At 33.7% G+C, this 19908-nt stretch carries 21 protein-coding genes and 1 riboswitch; of the genes, 1 reads left to right on the forward strand and 20 read right to left on the reverse strand.

All coding sequences use genetic code 11. The features are described from left to right. Window positions 1–298: 298 nt before the first annotated feature. The gene (locus tag GMA06_RS02780) at window positions 299–1201 is read left to right on the forward strand and encodes a PocR ligand-binding domain-containing protein (protein ID WP_163545242.1); all 903 of its coding nucleotides are present in this window, start codon (window positions 299–301) and stop codon (window positions 1199–1201) included. A 220-nt stretch (window positions 1202–1421) separates the two neighbouring features. Here GMA06_RS02780 and GMA06_RS02785 read toward each other — a convergent pair whose 3' ends face one another. From GMA06_RS02785 to cobT, 20 genes are all read right to left on the reverse strand, one after another. Further along, on the reverse strand, window positions 1422–2321 hold the full coding sequence (locus tag GMA06_RS02785; protein ID WP_163561612.1) for a cation transporter: 900 nt from the start codon (window positions 2319–2321) through the stop codon (window positions 1422–1424). Window positions 2322–2852: 531 nt separating this feature from the next. Continuing rightward, window positions 2853–3305, reverse strand: a complete 453-nt coding sequence (locus GMA06_RS02790) for a cupin domain-containing protein (RefSeq protein ID WP_163545244.1) — start codon at window positions 3303–3305, stop codon at window positions 2853–2855. Window positions 3306–3330: 25 nt separating this feature from the next. After that, window positions 3331–4419 (reverse strand): ethanolamine utilization protein EutH, encoded by a 1089-nt coding sequence (locus tag GMA06_RS02795; protein ID WP_163545245.1) that lies wholly within the window; start codon window positions 4417–4419, stop codon window positions 3331–3333. Between the two features lie 18 nt (window positions 4420–4437). Next, window positions 4438–4713 (reverse strand): EutN/CcmL family microcompartment protein, encoded by a 276-nt coding sequence (locus tag GMA06_RS02800; RefSeq protein WP_163545246.1) that lies wholly within the window; start codon window positions 4711–4713, stop codon window positions 4438–4440. 21 nt (window positions 4714–4734) lie between these two features. Then, entirely contained in the window at window positions 4735–5367 is a 633-nt protein-coding gene (locus GMA06_RS02805) for an ethanolamine utilization protein (protein ID WP_163545247.1), read from the reverse strand. A gap of 57 nt (window positions 5368–5424) precedes the next feature. After that, on the reverse strand, window positions 5425–6060 hold the full coding sequence (gene eutD / locus GMA06_RS02810; protein ID WP_163545248.1) for an ethanolamine utilization phosphate acetyltransferase EutD: 636 nt from the start codon (window positions 6058–6060) through the stop codon (window positions 5425–5427). Between the two features lie 18 nt (window positions 6061–6078). Next, window positions 6079–6735: a hypothetical protein gene (locus GMA06_RS02815; protein WP_163561613.1), complete on the reverse strand. Its 657-nt coding sequence runs from the start codon at window positions 6733–6735 to the stop codon at window positions 6079–6081. 99 nt (window positions 6736–6834) lie between these two features. Beyond that, window positions 6835–7110, reverse strand: a complete 276-nt coding sequence (pduA, locus tag GMA06_RS02820; RefSeq protein ID WP_163545250.1) for a propanediol utilization microcompartment protein PduA — start codon at window positions 7108–7110, stop codon at window positions 6835–6837. A gap of 47 nt (window positions 7111–7157) precedes the next feature. Next, window positions 7158–8633, reverse strand: coding sequence for an acetaldehyde dehydrogenase (acetylating) (locus GMA06_RS02825; RefSeq protein WP_163561614.1), 1476 nt, complete (start codon window positions 8631–8633; stop codon window positions 7158–7160). A 17-nt stretch (window positions 8634–8650) separates the two neighbouring features. Beyond that, window positions 8651–9211 carry a BMC domain-containing protein gene (locus GMA06_RS02830; RefSeq protein ID WP_163561615.1) on the reverse strand — a complete coding sequence of 187 codons (561 nt, stop codon included), beginning with the start codon at window positions 9209–9211 and terminating at the stop codon, window positions 8651–8653. 13 nt (window positions 9212–9224) lie between these two features. Next, window positions 9225–9878, reverse strand: a complete 654-nt coding sequence (gene eutL, locus GMA06_RS02835; protein ID WP_163545253.1) for an ethanolamine utilization microcompartment protein EutL — start codon at window positions 9876–9878, stop codon at window positions 9225–9227. Window positions 9879–9897: 19 nt separating this feature from the next. After that, entirely contained in the window at window positions 9898–10827 is a 930-nt protein-coding gene (gene eutC / locus GMA06_RS02840) for an ethanolamine ammonia-lyase subunit EutC (protein WP_163561616.1), read from the reverse strand. A gap of 12 nt (window positions 10828–10839) precedes the next feature. Then, window positions 10840–12216: an ethanolamine ammonia-lyase subunit EutB gene (locus GMA06_RS02845; protein ID WP_163545255.1), complete on the reverse strand. Its 1377-nt coding sequence runs from the start codon at window positions 12214–12216 to the stop codon at window positions 10840–10842. Window positions 12217–12243: 27 nt separating this feature from the next. Next, window positions 12244–13671: an ethanolamine ammonia-lyase reactivating factor EutA gene (eutA, locus tag GMA06_RS02850; protein WP_163561617.1), complete on the reverse strand. Its 1428-nt coding sequence runs from the start codon at window positions 13669–13671 to the stop codon at window positions 12244–12246. A gap of 108 nt (window positions 13672–13779) precedes the next feature. Beyond that, entirely contained in the window at window positions 13780–15216 is a 1437-nt protein-coding gene (locus GMA06_RS02855; protein WP_163545257.1) for a sensor histidine kinase, read from the reverse strand. Further along, the gene (locus GMA06_RS02860) at window positions 15206–15781 is read right to left on the reverse strand and encodes a response regulator (protein ID WP_163545258.1); all 576 of its coding nucleotides are present in this window, start codon (window positions 15779–15781) and stop codon (window positions 15206–15208) included. The genes GMA06_RS02855 and GMA06_RS02860 overlap by 11 nt, the downstream gene beginning before the upstream one ends. A gap of 26 nt (window positions 15782–15807) precedes the next feature. Next, entirely contained in the window at window positions 15808–16152 is a 345-nt protein-coding gene (locus GMA06_RS02865; protein WP_163545259.1) for a BMC domain-containing protein, read from the reverse strand. Between the two features lie 71 nt (window positions 16153–16223). Then, window positions 16224–17360, reverse strand: a complete 1137-nt coding sequence (locus tag GMA06_RS02870) for a 1-propanol dehydrogenase PduQ (protein ID WP_163561618.1) — start codon at window positions 17358–17360, stop codon at window positions 16224–16226. Between the two features lie 372 nt (window positions 17361–17732). Beyond that, window positions 17733–17878, forward strand: a riboswitch (adenosylcobalamin (AdoCbl) riboswitch). 274 nt (window positions 17879–18152) lie between these two features. Next, window positions 18153–18761 carry a cob(I)yrinic acid a,c-diamide adenosyltransferase gene (locus GMA06_RS02875; RefSeq protein WP_163545261.1) on the reverse strand — a complete coding sequence of 203 codons (609 nt, stop codon included), beginning with the start codon at window positions 18759–18761 and terminating at the stop codon, window positions 18153–18155. A gap of 77 nt (window positions 18762–18838) precedes the next feature. Next, entirely contained in the window at window positions 18839–19903 is a 1065-nt protein-coding gene (cobT, locus tag GMA06_RS02880) for a nicotinate-nucleotide--dimethylbenzimidazole phosphoribosyltransferase (protein WP_163561629.1), read from the reverse strand. Between the last annotated feature and the right edge of the window lie 5 nt (window positions 19904–19908).

Below are 19908 nucleotides of genomic sequence, written 5' to 3' on the forward strand. Positions count from 1 at the left end.
CATTTGATATCTATATTATATTGTATCCCTTTTCACCAAAACAGTTATTTTACGGATAAAAAATAAGTCCTTATAGTATTCAAACTAGTATTTTTTTGATATAATGTAATAAATGTAAACGCCTTAAAAATTATATTTTATTGATTTTATCCGTATTTCAAAAGGAATTACTGTTAAAAAAACGACATTTTAACAAAGAAAATCCTTTTTTAAAATTAGTATTTTTTTGATATTTCTACCTTAAAATTTAACGGATTTGTTATAAAGAGTACAATCTTTGTGAAGGAGCTTGATGGCTATGTTTCAAAATACAGAAAATAAAATAAAATTTAACAAAATTCTTCAAGAATTTTCCCAAGCAACAGGCTTGGCAACCGTTTTAGTAGGCATCAATGGAGAAGAAATATCTGAATGGCATCAATTCAGTGAATTTTGTGCCATTATGCGAACAAAACCTGAATATAAAAAAATTTGCGAAAAATGTGATTTATATGGAGGGTTAGAAGCAGCCAAAGAACAAAAACCTATTCCTTACACTTGTCATGCTGGATTAACCGATTTAGCCATGCCTGTCGTTATTGATAAACAACTAGTCGGTTTTATTTTAAGTGGACAAGTATTAACGACAGATCAAAAATTTCCTCCTATTTATCAAAAAAGCGATTGGCACTTATATCCTGAATTATTAAAAGCATATAAAAACATACGCAAAGTAAATGCGCAACAAGTTAAAAGTGCCGCCGAAATTTTACGTATTTTGACACAATATCACTTCCCTAGTCAACAAATACATTCTCCAAAAATCTCGTACGATATTCAAGACATAGAAGAAATTGAAAAACCTTTAGTCAATGCAAATAGAAAAATCCACGAACACAAAGAAATTAGAAGTGATATTGCTAAAGCTATTCGCTATATCGATAAAAATTTAACCAATAATATCCATTTAAAAGTAGTCGCCGAACATGTTTATTTAAATCCTGATTATTTCAGCAAACTCTTTAAATCACAAACCGGATTTAGCTTTATCGACTATGTTAATCAGAAAAAAATCGAACGTTCATTATCTATGCTAAAAGATAAAAAACGCTCTATTGAAAAGATTGCCAACGAACTCGGCTATAGCCAACCAAGTTATTACTGTAAACTATTTAAAAAAATTACTGGATACTCACCATCTGAATATCGCAATCAACTATAAAAAAATTCGCCGGTTCCCTATCGACAGGGAACCGGCTATAATTTTTTAGGATAAATAGAAATTATCTAATAAAAAATTCTTATTCATCACTAACTTTATCCATTTAATTTTAGATTAACTTTTTATTCTCTATAATCATATTAATCTCTCTATTATTCAAAGTTTTCTTTCTAAATAAAAAGAAGCTAAACAATTATAGTATGTTTAACTTCTCTAACACTTATATATGAATAATCTCTAATCTAGCTGTTTGATAAAGTGTTTGTAAATCATTTAAAAATTCTTGCTTTACATCAAGTAAATCTTTTACATAGTTTAATTCATTTTTTTGAACGTAAAGTCTTACTTTAATTGCCATGCCAATTTTGATCACTTGATAGTGCATATCCGGTAAAATAGGATAAAAATGTTTTACAATCAATTCATCAATCGGTTCCGTAATATCTTCATCTGTCACTAATCCTTGAGATAATTCAATAAAGGATGAGCGTAGCATTTGAATAGGCTCTTTCAACAATAGGATAACAGAAATCGTTGTAATAAAAAAATCTCCTGTATAGTGTAAAAAACCGAGTGGACCTTGAATATCAATGAGATATAATAAACAAAATGCCAATCCAGCTCCTAACGATTGTAGACCGTCAATAAGACTACCCTTTGCTTCAACTGATAATATCGTACTAATATGATTTATTTTTTTATTTTGGTAATGTGTATACAAACTTAATGCAAAGCATAACACAACGACAAAAATCGTATACGGCACAATAGGACCAATATCAAGAGGTTCTCCCTCTCTTTTTAAAACATACTGAAGTGCATTATCTGTTGCATTTATAAAAGCAATCAAAAACAAAAACAAGATTAAAATAGATTTAAAAATGGCATACAAAGGTTCCAAAAAATGTAAACCATTTGGATAAATATCTGTTTTTTTATGGCTTATTCTCGATACATAAATACCAATAATTGCCGATAAAAAACTAATAAAAGAAAAAAATCCATCAAGTAATAAGGCTTGTATTTCTGTCATAAAATACGCAATAATACCCGATAGAGCAACAATAAAATTGATAATAAAATTAACATTCAGTGACTTTCGTTCTATTTCTTTTTGCATGTCATCCTCCTTATTATTAATAAGTATGTTATATCCAGTATAACAAATTCTTTTTATTTTTTCAAAAGAAAGAGATATATACTAACTTAATTTTAAGAAATTTTATCTTCTATTTAAATTAAATAGAAAAATGACGAACTAAAAGATCAATATATCAATTTGTTGTATCATTTATTCTATTTTTCTGTTAGAGTATCTACAAAAGAAAAAATATTGACACACTTTTTAATCTAAAAATAAAAAACAGTCAATATTTCTTACTAATGGAATACTTACTTTTTTGCTTACAACTATAATTTTACGAAAAACTATTCCTTTATAAACAATTTATTATAGATACTCTTATTTTATTACGTATTTTAATTATATAACACCATTCTCAGTGGCAGAAAAAGAATGGGAAAAAGGTAGTGAATGGGTCATGCCATTCACTACTAATATACTCATTATTTCTCTCTACCAACACCATTTGACATAGAACCAAAAAAATCGTATTGATGATTTCATTCATCAATACGATTCATCATTTTATTATTGATTTTGCCAGTCAGCTGGATATGTTACATAGATAAAACGTGCTTTGTCTTTAACAGAGAATTGAATATCGCTTCCTTTTGGAATAAATAAAATTTCTCCTGGACCTGCACTCATTACTTCATCTCCAGTAATAATATCTAATTGACCCTCGATCACGTAATCCACTTCATCATAGTCTAAATGCCATGGGAAAGTTGTTTTTTCCATTGTCATCAAGCCAAGACCTAATCTTGGACTTTCTTCTAATGTTAACAAGTCACGTGTGTATACACAGTGATTTGGATTACCTGTATCTAAACGATCTTCAGCACGAACATCTAAAGTTGGTAAAGCAATAGATGCTACGCCTGCTTTACTAATTTTTTTAGCTGAGTCTTTTGACAATAATTCTTCTAATAAAATTTTACGAACTAATGCTTCTAGTTCTGAACGATTTACATCTGCCATAATCTATTCCTCCAAAGTGTATTGATTATGCTTCTTTTTTCGTTAACACAAATGCTAATAAAACAGCTGTGATACCACCAACTAATTTACCTACCATCATTGGCACGATCATTTCTGAGTTTGCCCCAGCAGTAAATCCTAAGTGGTCACCGATAACAAATGATGCTGATACAGCGAACGCAACGTTGATGATTTTACCACGTTTGTCCATATCTTTTAACATTTGGAACATCGCAATATTATTTGCTAAAGAAGCTACTAAACCAGCTGCACCAACTTCGTTCATACCTAATGATTTACCGATAGCTGATAATGGTTTGTTTGCTACTTTTGTAAACACAGCAACTAAACCAAATGCCCCTGCTAATGTTACAGCGATTGAACCTACAACACCGAATGCTTCTTGTAATGTTTCTGCACCAACTGGATATAAGTTGTTCAACCATTCATTACCAGTTAATAATTGAGCAGCACCGAATGCTAAACCTAAAGTTGCGATAACAACGATAATTTGGCCAAATACTTCAAATCCTTTAATCATTGCATTTGGTGCTAATAATAGACCTACAAAAATTAAACCTGAAACGATAATAATTGGAATTAAGTTTACAATTAAAGTGCCAAAAGGTAATACGAATAATCCACCTAAGAAACATCCAATAGGTACTGTTACTAATCCGTATAAAATACCACGTGCTAATAATGGACGATCTTCTTTTTCAATAATTCCTAATGCAACTGGAATTGTAAATACAATAGTAGGTCCCATCATTGAACCTAATACATAAGCAGCAAAATTACCAACAGCTGGATCTTGAGCTAATTTTAAAGCAAGTGGAGCACCACCCATATCGTTTGCGATAAATGTTGTCGCAAAAATAGATGGGTCAGCACCAACCAAACCATATAATGGTACAATGATTGGTTTTAATAAGTCAGCCAATAATGGTGCTACAACCATAATCCCAGCCATTGATAGTGCTAAAGCACCCATTGCCATAATACCTTCTTCAAATTTTTCACCTAGGCCTAATTTGCCACCGATACATTTATCAACTGCACCAACGAGCATGAATAGAACCATGATGTAAATGATTATTTCATTGATACTCATAAATCAATATTCTCCTATTTATTCATCTTTTGGATATTCAACTTTATCAATAATACCAACAACAACCATATCAACAGGTACTTCGGTATTGTTTAAGCTAACACGAGCAGAACTACCCGTTGTTACCAATACGAAATCACCTTCACCTGCACCGATACGGTCTGCTGCTATAATAAGGGCTGGATCTACTTGATGTTCATTCAGTTGACGTTCGATTACTAATAATTTTAACCCATTCAAATTCTCATCTTTTCTAGTAGCCCATAAACTACCTACAACTTTCCCAACAAACATCTTTCATTCCACTCCTTAATTTTAATTTAAAATAATTTTATGACGTTTAGCATAATCTTTTGCAAGAGCTGTTACAATCATACCTTTTTCAATATGGAACACATCGCCCTCAGTTAATCCTAATTCCTTAAAGCGTTTCTCAGTAATTAACTTTGTTTTTGTATTTCCACTTGTTTCTGAACGTTTTGTCACAGTTTCTCTTACGACTTGACGATTATCTGTTTTTGACAGACAATTCAACAAGTTTTCATCTTGATAAAATGTTACGCCATATTTTTCAAGTTTTTCTTTTTGTTGCACTAATTGACGGTACAACAAACTACTTGCAGAACCTTTATAGTTTTCCACATTAAAGGCTTCTTTAGATACAAAAGCTTTTTTACCATTCAATAAATGTTTTAGTAATGCTGATTCTTTTTCAGAAGTTGGACATAAAGACGCTACTCTTAAAAAAGCGTCTAAAGACAAATCATCTACCACAACCAAGTCAACCACATCACTATTACAATCTACTAAATCATAACCTGCTTTTTCTAACGCTAAACGCGTACTATCTTTACCAATCAATAATATGGATTCTTTTTCAGGCTCATTTTGAAGGTTTTCTAACAAACGATCGGTTATTAACTGAACAAGTTTGTCTAAATTTTCCATTCTTCATCAGCCTTTCTTTATAAAATGATTGTATCACCACTGCAATACAAGACCGTATTATTTTTTAATAATACGTCCTCTCATACCTTTTTTAAAGCCACACGCATTTGCTTCATCATAGTCAATATGCATATACGTTGCAAATTTAGGACTTACACGAACCACTACATCATCAAAAATAAGTGGACGTGTTCCCTCAACTTTAACTTGAACAATTTCTTGATTTTCAACATTAGCTTTTGCAGCATCTTCTGGTGTCATGTGAATATGACGTTTTGCTACAATTAAACCTTTGTCTAAAACAACATTTTTTGTACCGTTTAATAAAACAACACCCGGTGTACCTTCAATATCTCCACTTTCACGAACTGGAGCTTGCGTACCTAGGGCTAAACAGTCCGTTAATGATACTTCAACTTGAGATTCACTACGAACTGGTCCTAAAATAATAACATTGTGTAATGCACCTTTAGGGCCTAATACTGTAATACGTTCTTTACATGCAAATTGTCCAGGTTGAGAAAGGTCTTTTAATTTTGTCAGTTGATAACCTGGTCCAAATAATGCGTCTAAATCTTTTTGACTTAAATGCACATGGCGTCCACTAGCTTCTACTTCAAAAGTTCCAGTGAGTTCTGTTTGAACCAATTCTAGAACTTTATCCACTAATTGATCTAATCCATTTAAAGACATCTCATACCTCCATTATTTTTATTCACTTGTGATAAGCCATAATAAGACTTCAATAGCTTTTAACAAGTTAATTGTTTGAATTGCAAATGAATCATCTTGTGATGATAATGCTTCCTCTAACTCTTTGCGTAACACCACACAAGCAATATATGTTTCATAACAGCTAAGCTGCCAACTAGCAGCAGTGTAATTTAACATAACACTTGTTTGGTCCAACTGTTTAGCTACTCGAATAGCTTGTAATTCAACATTATTTGGTAATGTTTCATGATATTCACAAATATCATCGTGAATACGATGAGAAACAATACTTTCAATAACATTTAATAAATGTCCTATTTGATGACACTTTTCTGGTTGATACTCTTGATATAATTCACGTTGATTTTTTAACAATAAAGGATACAAAGTCATCAATTTTGATAAGTGTGGTAAAACAGCTGATTCTTCAACACATGTAACAGATTTATGGACCACAACAGCATTTGCTGTATGCGATGCAGCACTACTACTTTTACTTTTGTTAGAGTTTACAACTTTGACGTGACGGTCATTCAAAAAGCCTTTTGCAGCCGGTGTCAATTTTTCTCCTGCACGGAGTTCAAAAATACCACTTTCTAAGTAGTTATACTCTTTCAGCATTTTTCTAACTTTGGATTCTGTTAAAACTGACACACTTTCACATCCTTGCATACAGACAGGCAACGCAACGAGTAAAACGCTCGTTGCGTTCTATCTGTTTATTTTACCTTTATTTTCAAATAATCGTATCAATTATTTTGGTAAGATAACTTCAACTTCTGAATGTGGACGTGGAATTACGTGAACAGATACTAATTCACCAACGTTTTCAGCAGCTGCAGCACCTGCATCAGTTGCAGCTTTAACAGCACCTACATCACCACGAACCATAACTGTTACTAATCCAGCACCGATTTGTTCTTTACCAATTAAAGTAACGTTAGCTGCTTTAACCATTGCATCTGCTGCTTCGATTGCTCCTACTAAACCTTTTGTTTCTACCATACCTAATGCGTTTGTGTTTGCCATAATAAATTTCCTCCTAAAATATGTTATTGTTTTTTATTTTAACAAACCTAGTTTAATTTTGATAATACACGTTGAACAAGTAAGTTAATAAGTTGTTCTTCGTCTGTATTACTTACAGAAGTAGTATTTACTTCTATTTGTTGATTTTCAGCACGACGTAAATCTGCTAATTCAGATGTACCGTAAGCAATACGACGTACGTTAAATAAGTTTAATGGACTTACGTTATCAGAAGTAGCACTTCCTCCAACAGCACCACAACCTAAAGTAAAGGCTGGGAATAATCCAGTTGTTGCACCTACACCACCTAAAGCAGCTGCTGTATTTACCAATAATCTTGATACTGGTTTTTTCAATGCAAATTCACGAACAATTTTTTCGTTTTGTGTATGAATTGTCATTGTATGACCAACACCTTCATGGTGTAAGATTTTCATGCTCAATTCGCATGCTTCTTCCCAAGTTTTAACAGTATAGAAGCCTAATACTGGTGCTAATTTTTCCATTGAATAAGGTGCGTGTTTACCAACACCTGTTTCTTCTGCAATTAACACACGAGCATCTTCTGGTACATAAATACCTGCTAATTTACCAATGACTTGTGGAGATTTACCTACCATTTTTGGATTCATTGCACCACTTGGTAAAATGATGAATGCTCCTAATTTTTTAGCATCTTCTTCTGGAACAAAGTATGCACCTTGTTTTTTGAATTCTGCTACAACAGTCGCTTTCATATCTTCTTCAACGATAATAGATTGTTCTGAAGCACAGATAACACCATTATCAAATGTTTTAGAATCAAGAATTTGTCTGATTGCTGTTGGTACATCAGCTGTTCTTTCGATAAATGCTGGACCATTACCAGGACCTACACCAATAGCAGGTGTACCTGATGAATAAGCCGCTTTAACCATTGCTGAACCACCAGTGGCTAAAATCAAGTTAGTGTCTTTATTTTTCATCAATTCATTTGTTGCTTGTAATGATACATTATGGATAACCCCAATAGCACCCTCTGGGCAACCTGCACTTTTCGCAGCACGTTTGATGACATCAACAGTCGCTTCAATAGATTTCAAAGCATTTGGATGTGGAGAGAAGACGATACTGTTACCAGCTTTTAATGAAATCAACGCTTTATACATAACAGTAGATGTTGGGTTTGTTGACGGAATCAAACCTGCAACCACACCAACTGGTACAGCCACTTCCATCACTTTATTTTCTTTATCTTCACTCAAGATACCTACTGTTCTCATATCTTTGATTTCTTCAAGAATGCCTTTAGAAGCCAATGCATTCTTTAATACTTTATCTTGCCAGCGTCCAAAACCTGTTTCTTCTGACGCCATTTTAGCTAAACGTTCACGTTCATCATAACATGCTTTTGCAACAACTTTAACAATAGTATCAATTTGTTCTTGACTCATTTTTGCTAATTCTTGTTGTGCTTGTTTTGCTTCACGAATTAAATCACGTGTTTCTTGAATAGACACTAAGTCTTTATCCAATAGTTTCACTAAATGTCACTCCCTTCCTATTTTTTTAACAATGCGTCTAGCAATGTTTTTTTGTTTGCAAATTTTATTTGTTTTTTAGTTAAGCCAATATTAGGTTCACGATATGCTATTGAGCGTAATTCAACAACTTTTAATTTTTCTAATTCTTCTAAAGAATAGCTTGAAGATGCTTCTTGCGCCACAATCACTTCTTCTGAAATTGATTCAACCACTAAAGGTTTTTCCTCAACAACTTCTGAAACAACAACAGCCTCTTCTATAACTTCTTCAACAACCTTAGCTGGTTTTTGAATGTCTTTTTTACGAATATCCGTAAATAAAATTTCGGTCTGTGAATCAAGTCTAGGAATAACATGACTGCTCATCAAACAACCTAAGTCTGAAATAGATGCAACAGCTGAATCAACGGCTGCTTTAACAGCACCTACATCACCCACTAATTGTACAGTATGTAATCCGGCTTTGATACGTTCAACATTTAATAATGACACATTAGCTGCTTTTAATGCTGCGTCAGCAGCTACAACAGCACCGATATAGCCACGAACCTCAACTAACCCTAGAGCTTCTTTTGTCATTTAATTCATCCTCTTAATAATTTTTAGGATCGTCTGCAACTGTTTGAACAGTTCTTGCGAATGCATCACAAGCTGCACGACATGCTGATTGTGATCCTACTAATAAGCCACCCGCAAAGTTTGTTTCACTTGGTGGACCATAGAAAGCACCAACTTGTACATCTGCTGCTTTTAGAGCTGCATCTAATCCAATCATTGCTTCAACTGGAGGTGCAATTAGGTAAGCAATTGCTGTTCCTTCTTCTGCATTAGCACCAGCTGATAAGTAAGAACCAGCACGTGAAATACAATGTGCAAAGTAAGGAATTGAATTATCGTCATTTGCACTATAGAAACTTGCACCATTTTCAATTTCATACACAACAACATCTAAACCGCTGCGTACTTCTTCTGGGTTAGGACCAGCAATAATACCGATAACTTCCCCTGCTAATTTTGTTGATGCATTACCTGCACCAGCATACATACTACGTGCGTACACAACTTCTACATCTGCTGCTTTTGTTGCTTCATCTAATGCAACGTATGTTACATCGTCACAGTCAGATGATACAATCCCTAAACTTCTGTGATGTGGCTTTAAGTCTAATGATGCAGCCAATCCAGCGTCTACGTTAGAAATAATTTGTGTACTTAAAACATTTGCTCCAAGACGTTCGTTTTTCACAACGTTTACCTCCTAAAAATTATTTTAATTCAATACCAGATTTTTTATTTTCTAACATTTTTTTGATAATTTCAGCGATGTAAGCCCCCGCTTCAACAGCAGGTGTACCACCTTTATGAATGTTAGATACAACTGTTCTTCTTGATTCTGGCATACCAACAGTTGGTTTATAAACGATATAAGCACTCATTGACTCAGCAGTTACTAAACCTGGACGTTCACCAATCAATAAGCACACTACTTCAGCACCAGTCAATTCAGCAATTTGGTCCATTGCAGCAACACGACAATGTTTTACAAATAATACTTCATTGAAATCTAAACCAAACATTTTTAGACCTTGTTTCAATGATGGTAACAAGTCTTTAATATTTGCTTCAATAGCAGCAGAACTTAATCCGTCACCAACAACAACTTGTACTTTTTGGTTAAGTGCACAGTTTTGTTTAATGAATTGTTGTTGATCTTCATTGAAGAAACGACCTAAGTCTGGACGTGTTAAATATTCATCTTTTGAAGTACATTTTGTTTCAGTTGGAACAAATCCCATTTCTTTTACGAAGTCTTCATCAACATAAGAGAAAACAGCATCTTGAGCTGCCGCATGGTCTGCTCTGAAACGTAAAACAGATTGTGTTTTATAACGAGTACCAGCTCTCCATAATCCTAAACGAGCAGGTGTGAATTTTTTCATTTTTAAGTATGCTTCTTTATTTGCAGCATTTGGAATTAAGAATTGTGTTTGAATATCTACTTCTGAAATATCAGGAATACAACCTTCTTCAATAACACTTTCGTTAGTATTCACTGGTGAAGACCCAGCAGGTTTAAATACTACTGTACCACCATTTGATTCTGATGCAACAGTATCTTTAGATGTGTTAGCATCATCAGACGACATTTCACTTAATAAAGAGCGAATCATTTCTTTTAATTGTGCTTCATTCATCAAAGACACCTCCTAAATATTTTTCTTCATGAATACAGATCCATCACCGAATAATTCAGTCATGTTACCTTTTTCATCTAATAAGCCCATGTTTTTCATCCAAATTTCAAATTCTTTAATTGGACGTTTGTTTAATAACTCACGCATTGATGCTGATTCATGGTAACCAGTTGTTTGGTAGTTTAACATGATGTCATCACCATGAGGAATAGCCATGATATAGTTGATACCTGCTAAACCTAATAATAATGTTAAGTTTTCAGCATCATTTTGGTCAGCTTTCATGTGGTTTGTATAACAAATGTCACAACCCATAGAAATACCTGTTAGTTTACCCATGAAGTGATCTTCTAAACCAGCACGGATAACTTGTTTTGCATCATATAAATACTCAGGTCCGATGAACCCTACTACTGTGTTTACTAAGAATGGATCAAAGCGTTTTGCAAATCCATAACAACGAGCTTCCATTGTTACTTGGTCAGCATCGTGGTGAGCATCAGAAGATAATTCTGAACCTTGACCTGTTTCAAAGTACATCACGTTAGGACCAGCAGCAGTACCTACTTTAAGTGCTGTATCATATGCTTCTTGAACAATTTTTCCATCTAAACCGAATGCTGTATTTCCTTTTTCTGAACCAGCGATAGATTGGAAAACAAGACCAGAAGGAGCACCTTGGTTCATTGCTTCCATTTGTGTTGTAATATGTGCTAATACACAGTGTTGTGTTGGGATTTTAAATTCTTCAATAAAGTCATTGAATTTATGTAAAACACGTTTAACACTTTCAGTTGAATCGTCAACTGGGTTTAAACCTAATAACGCATCTCCACATCCATAAGCAAAACCTTCCATTGTAGAAGCCATGATACCATCTGGATCATCTGTTGTATGGTTTGGTTGTAAACGAGATGAGAATGTTCCAGGTTCACCAACTGTTGTGTTAGCTGTTTTTGTAATGATAATTTTTTGTGCACCAACAACTAAGTCCATGTTTGACATTAGTTTTGTTACTGCAGCAACCATTTCTGAAGTTAAACCACGAGATAACCAGTGAATATCATTACTTGTTGTATTTGTATCTAAAATCCATTCACGTAATTCTTCAACTGTCCAGTTTTTGATTTTTTCATAAGTACGTAAGTTAACATCGTCAACGATAATACGAGTTACTTCGTCTTCTTCATATGGAACAGCTGGATTGTTAAAGATATCTGATAATTTTAATTGTGCTAAAACAACTTTAGCCGCAACACGTTCCTCAGCAGATTGAGCTGCAACTCCTGCTAATTGGTCACCAGATTTTTCTTCGTTAGCTTTAGCCATTACTTCTTTTACTGATTTGAATTCATAGCTTCTGCCGAACAATTTAGTTTTCAGAATCATCTGAAATTCCTCCTTGGTTTTCTTTTTTTAGTTAAATACTAACGTTTTTACAACGACTGGCAATACCGAGCCTTCGATGACCGGATTACCAATATCGATATAATCTCCATTTTGTACATCAACAGAGTCAATACATACAAATGGATAGTCTTTTGGCAACTGAGCAAATAAGCATTGTCCCAGTGCTTTTGCCATATCCTGACGAACAACAATAATCAACGGAATGTTTTTACGAATGCTTTCATCCATACCTTTTACAATAGCACTTGCTATGTCCACAACTCTTGTAAATGACGGACTTTTCTCTCCTTCAAGAGCTAAAGCAACTTGTTGCACTTCGTTTTCTAACGTAAACCAATTCACTTTATCGTGAATGATTTGTGCCATTTCCATTGCTGATTCTTTTTCATCAGATACAGCTAATTTTAGAACAGGAATATTTTTAATTGGCAATACATCTGAAATATAAGTGATTGTACTACCACTCACATCTGTTGTATGACTTCCTGCCCCTACCACTGTTGCACGAATGGTTTCTTCAGAAACAATTACTTTACGTTCTGTGAAAATTTTAGATTTTTGTAAAGCACGTCCTAATAAAACACCAATATCACCGTAAGCGAATTCATCAACATCAGTGCCATAAACCTGATCGGCTACACCACCAGAGAATGATACGCAACGTATTTCATAGTTTAATTTTAAACCATGATTTGTTTGCAACATTTCGTAGTACGGACTATTGTTTTCAATACCAACAGACTGTTCTAAAACGGTTACCATAATTTGAATAATTGTATCTAAATCTTTTCGATTAGCCGGTTTTCCAACAGCTAAATCTAATTTTAATTCAGCTACAATATCAAGTAATTTTGGTGCGATATAACTGATCACATGTGTTTTAGGATCCAATTTAATTAAACGGCCACCTATATCAAAACACCCTGTATCAATCAAGTCACCTTCTCTAAAAACAGCTAAATTAGATGTCCCACCACCAATATCAATATTGGCTACTGATGTATGGTGCTCTTCTGAGTAAATATGACTACATGCACCTTTAGCTGCGATAATGCTTTCTAAGTCAGGACCGGCGGTTGCAACAACAAAGTCACCTGCATAACCACTTAAAACCTCAAGCACATGACTTGCATTATCTTTTCGTGCTGTTTCACCAGTAATGATAACAGCACCCATTTGAATATCACTTTTTTCAATGCCTGCTTTTGCATATTCGCTTGTCACGAACTGCTTAATTTTTTCAGCTTCAATCAAGTGATTTTCAGAAATAGGGGTAAAAATAATATCGCTTTTATATAGAACCTTTTTATCTGTAATATACACACGCGGTATGGTAAACACAGATGCGATATTTTCAATGGTTAACTCTGATAAAACTAGCTGCGTAGTTGCTGTCCCTAAGTCAATCCCTACACTTAAAATTTTATCCGACATGTGCGTAACACCTCCAAAAAAAAGACACTCAAAGACATATAGTTAGACTACTAGTCTACTACCTTACCTTGAAGCGTCATTGCTTTATTCTAACATCATTGTTAGTTGTTATTTTTTAAATGTAATAGTTGTTACCGTTCCATTTCTGTCGGACTGAACAGAAATTTTACCCGATAATTTACTTTTTACAAATTGATTAACAATCGTTAAACCTAATCGGCTTTCCTCATGCTCTTGAATTTTGTAACCTTTTCCATTATCGGCAACTTCTAAACGTATCATACCATTTTCTAGGCTAACATGCAAATGAATATATAAATTTTTTCGATTTATTTTTTCAAAAGCATGGTCATAACTATTTTGGACCAATTCATTCACAACAAGAGCAGTTGCTACTGCTCTATTACTATCCAATAAAATGCTCGTATCAATATTATACGTCAATCGAACATCTGATTGGCCCATGAAGAAACGTTGAATATTTCCAAGTGTTTCTTCTAAGACTTTAGCCAGTACAATTTCGTCCTCAGTTTGTGAAGATAACAACTCATGCGTCATCGCAATAGATAAAACGCGATTTACACTATCATTTAACGTCTTTTTCACTTCAGGATTTTTACTTCGTCTTGCTTGAAGACGAAGCAATGACACAACGGTTTGTAAATTATTTTTAACACGATGATGAATTTCACGAATAACAGTTGCTTCAGTTAACAACCTCGATTCTTTTTGCTTAATTTCTGTAATGTCTTTAAAAATCATCACAAAAATATTACTGTCTTGAATAAAGTGTCGTTTTACTGAAAAATAATATTGTCCATACTTGATTTCTACTATTTTATTATTTTCCCAACGTCCATTAAGAATTTTCTTTTGAATGGCTTTAAACTGGAAACTGTCCAAAACCAAATTATCATAGTGCATACCAGTAATTGAATCTCGATAACCTAATTTTTTACGATAGTAATTATTAGCTGCATGGTTATAATATTTTAAATAACCTTGCCCATCAAAAATTAAAATGGCATCATCTATATAATCTGATAATGTAATTTGTTCAAGTTGAGAAACTTGCAAAGCATTCGTTAATTCATAAACGCTATTTTTATCATTGTCTATCGAAAAAGTTGACAAGATTTTTTCGGTCACATCCGTTTCAATAATAATTACAGCTATGACTTTACTTTCTCTTGTTATCGGAAATACTTTTTGCTGAATGGATACACCTTCTTGAGATAAGGCCGACAATCCATTTGTTTTTGCACCCGTTTGTAATGTTCGAATCACACCTGGTTCATTATGTAAATAAGCAATGCTTCCAACAACATTTTTTTCATATAAACTTTGTTTTTTTTGCGGTTTTTTATGAAAAATAACGATTGCATTTTCGGAATAAGCATCCTTCACATCAATGAATACATCTTCTAATGCATACATTGAGCTTCGCATCAATCTATCTGCTTGAGATAAAATCCACTCTATATCAAACTCATCCAAAGTTGTTTGCTCTTTGCAAATACGAATAATATCATCTTTATAAGTCATCATGTAACACTAACAATTTAGCTATTTCAACCATTGGAACACGCTTTTGCATACTAATTGTTCGAATTTTTTTGAAAGCATCAGGCTCACTTAAATGCTCTTGCTCCATAAGTAGACCTTTTGCCTTTTCTATAATAATTCGATCTTCCAATTTTTTAGCTAATTTCTCCATATCTTGTGAAAGTTCTCTTAACTCTTTTCCTTTTTCAACACAAACTTCAACCATTGGTACCAAAGATTTTACATCTAGTGGTTTCACTAAATAAGCACTTGCTCCATATAGTTTGGCTTTATTTGTATATGCTTCATCACTATATGCAGATAACAAAATAACGCTATATGCTAATTTATCATCTAATATTTTTTTACTTGCAGTTAATCCATCTAATAACGGCATTTTAATATCCATTAAAACAAGATCTGGAGTAAACTTTTGACACATATCAATTGCTTCAAAGCCATCTGCAGCCTCTCCAACAACTTCATATCCCGCTTCTTCCAAAATGTCTTTAATGTCTAATCTTGCCATAGGTTCATCATCAACAATTAGTATTCTACCCTTCATCACGCTCTCCTTAAGATTTGTTCAAATTATGTGCGTGTTACAACTGTACTTGAAAAACTTAAAATATCTTCTAAGCCTTGTAAAACAGCTACAAGAGAAGCCTCAACTGAAGCAACATCTCCTGTTAACACAACAGAACCGCTAAAGCGATCTACAAATCCAACTTGAACATCTGCAGCTTTTGTTGCAATATCTACTGCAATAATGGCTGCTTCACTTGGGGTTATGGTTAAAATACCTATTGCACCTTTTTTCTCAGTAATTAAACCAAGCTTTTCATAAATGACTGGATCAGGATTGGCAATTAAATGCGCTAATGTGACCTGTTTACCAGGTACATATTCCTGTATCATCCTTTGTTTTTCTTCCATTTTGTCACACCCTTCATTTTGTTAGATTATGTAGCTCATCTATTATATTAGAAAATGGTATATCTAGCAATCTAAAATGCATTTTCTAAAATTTTAGCCACATCTTCTGGTGAAGGTGTTCTTGGGTTTGTATCTGTACAACGATCTTTAATAGCCGCAAGAGCTATCTCATCTTTATGTGCAAGAAAATCTTGTGATGCCACACCATATTCTCTTAATGTTGTTGGCATATTCAATTTTTTCTGTAATTGTTTTATAGCACTTACTAATTGTCTAACTGCCATTGCAGGATTAGAGGCATTACAACCTAATAATTTTGCAATTTGTTGATAGCGCATTGCTGTTGATTTATCATATCCAATTTTACCAACGCTCGTCATATTCGCATTATATTGGATAATATGTGGCATTAAAATACTATTTAAACGTCCATGTGGCACATGGAATTTAGCACCTGCTGCATGAGCAATACCATGATTTAATCCTAAAGATGCTGTATTAAATGCCATACCAGCTAATGTTGACGCTGCATGCATTTTTTCACGTGCTTCTACATCATGTCCATTTGCATACGCTTTAGGCAAATATTCAAAAACAAGTTTAATAGCTTTTTCTGCTAATGCATCTGAAAAATCGGTAGCATTTTTAGAAACATACGCTTCGATTGCATGTGTCAATACATCCATTCCTGTATCTGCTGTAATATTCGCAGGTAAAGTTAACACTAAGTCGGCATCTAAAATTGCAACAGAAGGTAAAATATCTCTTGAAATCAATGGATATTTTGTTTCTTTTTCTGCATCTGTGATAATTGAAAAATCTGTTACTTCTGAACCAGTTCCACTTGTTGTTGGAACAGCAATGAAGGTTGCCCCTGAAAAAATACCTTGTTTAGATGCAAAATAATACATCGCTTTTGCTGCATCAATAGCAGAACCACCACCGACTGCCAACACAATACTTACATTTTTTCCTTCTGCACTCTTAATACCAGAAACAACTGTTTCAATTGGAGGATCAGGAACAATATCAGTAAACACAATCACATCATTACTGCTATCAACATATTTTAAAACATCATTGATTTGGCCAGATGTTTGTAAGAACGGATCTGCTACAACTAAGAAACATTCATTTTTATATGTACTTAACTGTTCCAAAGCACCTCTACCTATACACAATTCTGTTTTATAATATATTTTATACATATTCATTCTCCTTTCTTTTAAGATAAAAAGCATGAAAAAATGCTACACGAAAACAACCACATTCATAGGTGGATTTTTTCCACATAGCAACATTGCTTTTATGAAGTAAACACGCCTTTGTGCTTATGGTGAAATTTTAACATAATAACGCTTTCTCGTCAATAAAATTCATGCTCTTATCATTTTAAAAACACCTTTTCTCTTCTAATTTTTAAGATATTGTATCTCATCTCATAAAAGACATGCTCCCCCATACTTTTTATATGTTTATCCTCTTATTATCCTATAAAATTTTTCTATCAATTCTTCTTAAATAAATACGACAAAACAGTTGTAACCACGCTATGTATATGGTATAATTTACTTGCTAGATAAATATTTCAGTACTTTTGTGAATATGGAAGTTTGGTGAAATTCCAACACGGTCCCGCCACTGTGATAAGCATTGCTTTCAGTCAGATCTTTATTCTCAAATTTTAGTAGATTTCATTCCTCGATGTAAGGATATGACGTCATTTTGGATTGCATGACAATCGTTGTAGCTTTCCATACTTGGCTCTACGTTCAGTATGTGCTGATATTTTCTAAAGGCGCCAATAAGCGTCTTTCTGCAAAGATGCAGAGCCAATGTTATGGAAAGCTACAACTAACCGAAGCTGTTTAGTATTGGATACAATGATGTATATCTAGCTTTCTAATCTGATTTTAGACACCTTGTAGATTTTTTCTACAAGGTTTTTTATTTTTATCACAAACGACAAAAAGACACCCAATATTGAGTGTCTTTTGTTATTATTTGCCTTCTCTTTGTTTTGCCCAACGTTCAACATCGGCTTTTGTAATGTTATTGTGGAATACTTTTGCACTACGCTCATAAGCAACGTCTGCAACACCTTTTCTAAAGTTAATAACACGTGCCAATGCAAAGAAATAATCTGATAAACGGTTTACAAATACCATTACTTCATTATTTATTTCATTTGTCCACATTGTTGCAACAATATGACGTTCCGCACGTCTTGCAATTGTTCTTGCAACATGAATCATTGAAGCAATAGGATCTCCGCCTTGTAAAATAAATGTTTCTAGTGCAGGTGGAATATCAGCGTATGTATCAATACGTTCTTCAATCCAATCAACTAATTTTTTATCCACTTTGTAAGGATAAACACCGTGTGGTGTAGATAAATCTGAACCACAATCAAATAAATAATGCTGTAATTGACGTAATTCATCAATTAAAGGATCTCCATTTTCCATTTGACTTATTGTGTATCCTATCCAAGAATTTAATTCATCAATCGTACCGTATGCACATACGCGATCCGAATCTTTGGCTGCACTTTGTCCACCAACAAGCTTTGTTAGCCCTTTATCTCCTGTTTTTGTATATAGCTGCATGATTTTCTCCTTTCACTTCTTTTACTATAGTTTACACCTAAACAACCTATTTTGTAAACGTTTCTAATCATATTTTTTTATTTATAATCCCGTGTATCTACATAATCATCTCGACTTAATTTTCCTTGCTCAAACGTTGGCATATTTGTGATTGTGTGAACAGCATTCTCCATTAAGAAAAAGGCTAAAGGACAACCAGAGCCCTCTCCTAAACGCATATCCATTAACAACATAGGCTCAAGTTTTAAAGTATCTGCAACAATTTTATATCCCGGTTCTGTTGAACAGTGAGAAGCAAAACAGTAATCTAATACGTGTGGTGCAATCTTAGAAGCAATCAATAATCCTGTAATGGAAATCACACCGTCAATCACACACGGTTTTTCATACATCGCACAAGCCAAATATGTTCCAACCATTCCTAACATGTCTAAGCCACCAATTTTAGATACAATATCTAATACATCTTCATAGGGTGCATGTTTTTGAATACATTGCTCAATAATATTGATTTTATGTTGCATTGATGTTTTTGTTAAGCCTGCTCCATATCCGGTCACTTCATGTGCTGGTTTATCAAGCAAAGCACTAATCACTGCTGCAGAAGTCGTTGTATTACCGACACCCATTTCGCCTGTACCAAATAATGTATAACCTTGATTTATCAAAGAAACTGTCTTATCGTATCCATTTAAAATGGCTTGAATGCACATTTTTTTGGACATTGCTGGCTCTTTTGCCATATTTTTAGTACCGTACATTACTTTAGCATCTACATGATAACCAACATCTTTTTTACAACCAATATCAACAACACAAACATCACTTCCTACATGATGCGAAATGGCACATAGTCCTGTTTTCTTTTCTAACATATTTTCCGCAACAATATAAGTCGTTTCTTGAGGATTGGCTGATATACCTTCTTCAACAATGCCATTGTCAGCTATATATACGACAACTACTTTTTTTTCTAAAGAAATATGTTTGTCAAACATACTATACAAACGAGCATAAATAGTCTCCATTTTCCCAAGAGCACCTAACGGTTTCGCTAAACGATCACAGTATTGCTGTCCTTCACAAAGAAGTACTTGATTAACGGGCTTTATTTTTTGGATAATATTCTCTAATCGTACCAATTCTT

The sequence above is a fragment of the Granulicatella sp. zg-84 genome (assembly GCF_010892375.1).
In the GTDB taxonomy this organism is placed as follows: domain Bacteria; phylum Bacillota; class Bacilli; order Lactobacillales; family Aerococcaceae; genus WM01.

Bases quoted from the DNA above. Each gene is read 5' to 3' on its own strand.
- GMA06_RS02785 (WP_163561612.1), bottom strand. From the start codon at position 2,321: ATGCAAAAAGAAATAGAACGAAAGTCACTGAATGTTAATTTTATTATC.
- eutD (WP_163545248.1), bottom strand. From the start codon at position 6,060: ATGTCTTTAAATGGATTAGATCAATTAGTGGATAAAGTTCTAGAATTG.
- GMA06_RS02855 (WP_163545257.1), bottom strand. From the start codon at position 15,216: ATGACTTATAAAGATGATATTATTCGTATTTGCAAAGAGCAAACAACT.
- GMA06_RS02795 (WP_163545245.1), bottom strand. From the start codon at position 4,419: ATGAGTATCAATGAAATAATCATTTACATCATGGTTCTATTCATGCTC.
- GMA06_RS02870 (WP_163561618.1), bottom strand. From the start codon at position 17,360: ATGTATAAAATATATTATAAAACAGAATTGTGTATAGGTAGAGGTGCT.
- GMA06_RS02875 (WP_163545261.1), bottom strand. From the start codon at position 18,761: ATGCAGCTATATACAAAAACAGGAGATAAAGGGCTAACAAAGCTTGTT.
- eutA (WP_163561617.1), bottom strand. From the start codon at position 13,671: ATGTCGGATAAAATTTTAAGTGTAGGGATTGACTTAGGGACAGCAACT.
- GMA06_RS02860 (WP_163545258.1), bottom strand. From the start codon at position 15,781: ATGAAGGGTAGAATACTAATTGTTGATGATGAACCTATGGCAAGATTA.
- GMA06_RS02780 (WP_163545242.1), top strand. From the start codon at position 299: ATGTTTCAAAATACAGAAAATAAAATAAAATTTAACAAAATTCTTCAA.
- GMA06_RS02790 (WP_163545244.1), bottom strand. From the start codon at position 3,305: ATGGCAGATGTAAATCGTTCAGAACTAGAAGCATTAGTTCGTAAAATT.
- GMA06_RS02845 (WP_163545255.1), bottom strand. From the start codon at position 12,216: ATGATTCTGAAAACTAAATTGTTCGGCAGAAGCTATGAATTCAAATCA.
- pduA (WP_163545250.1), bottom strand. From the start codon at position 7,110: ATGGCAAACACAAACGCATTAGGTATGGTAGAAACAAAAGGTTTAGTA.
- GMA06_RS02805 (WP_163545247.1), bottom strand. From the start codon at position 5,367: ATGGAAAATTTAGACAAACTTGTTCAGTTAATAACCGATCGTTTGTTA.
- GMA06_RS02830 (WP_163561615.1), bottom strand. From the start codon at position 9,211: ATGACAAAAGAAGCTCTAGGGTTAGTTGAGGTTCGTGGCTATATCGGT.
- GMA06_RS02865 (WP_163545259.1), bottom strand. From the start codon at position 16,152: ATGGAAGAAAAACAAAGGATGATACAGGAATATGTACCTGGTAAACAG.
- GMA06_RS02800 (WP_163545246.1), bottom strand. From the start codon at position 4,713: ATGTTTGTTGGGAAAGTTGTAGGTAGTTTATGGGCTACTAGAAAAGAT.
- eutC (WP_163561616.1), bottom strand. From the start codon at position 10,827: ATGAATGAAGCACAATTAAAAGAAATGATTCGCTCTTTATTAAGTGAA.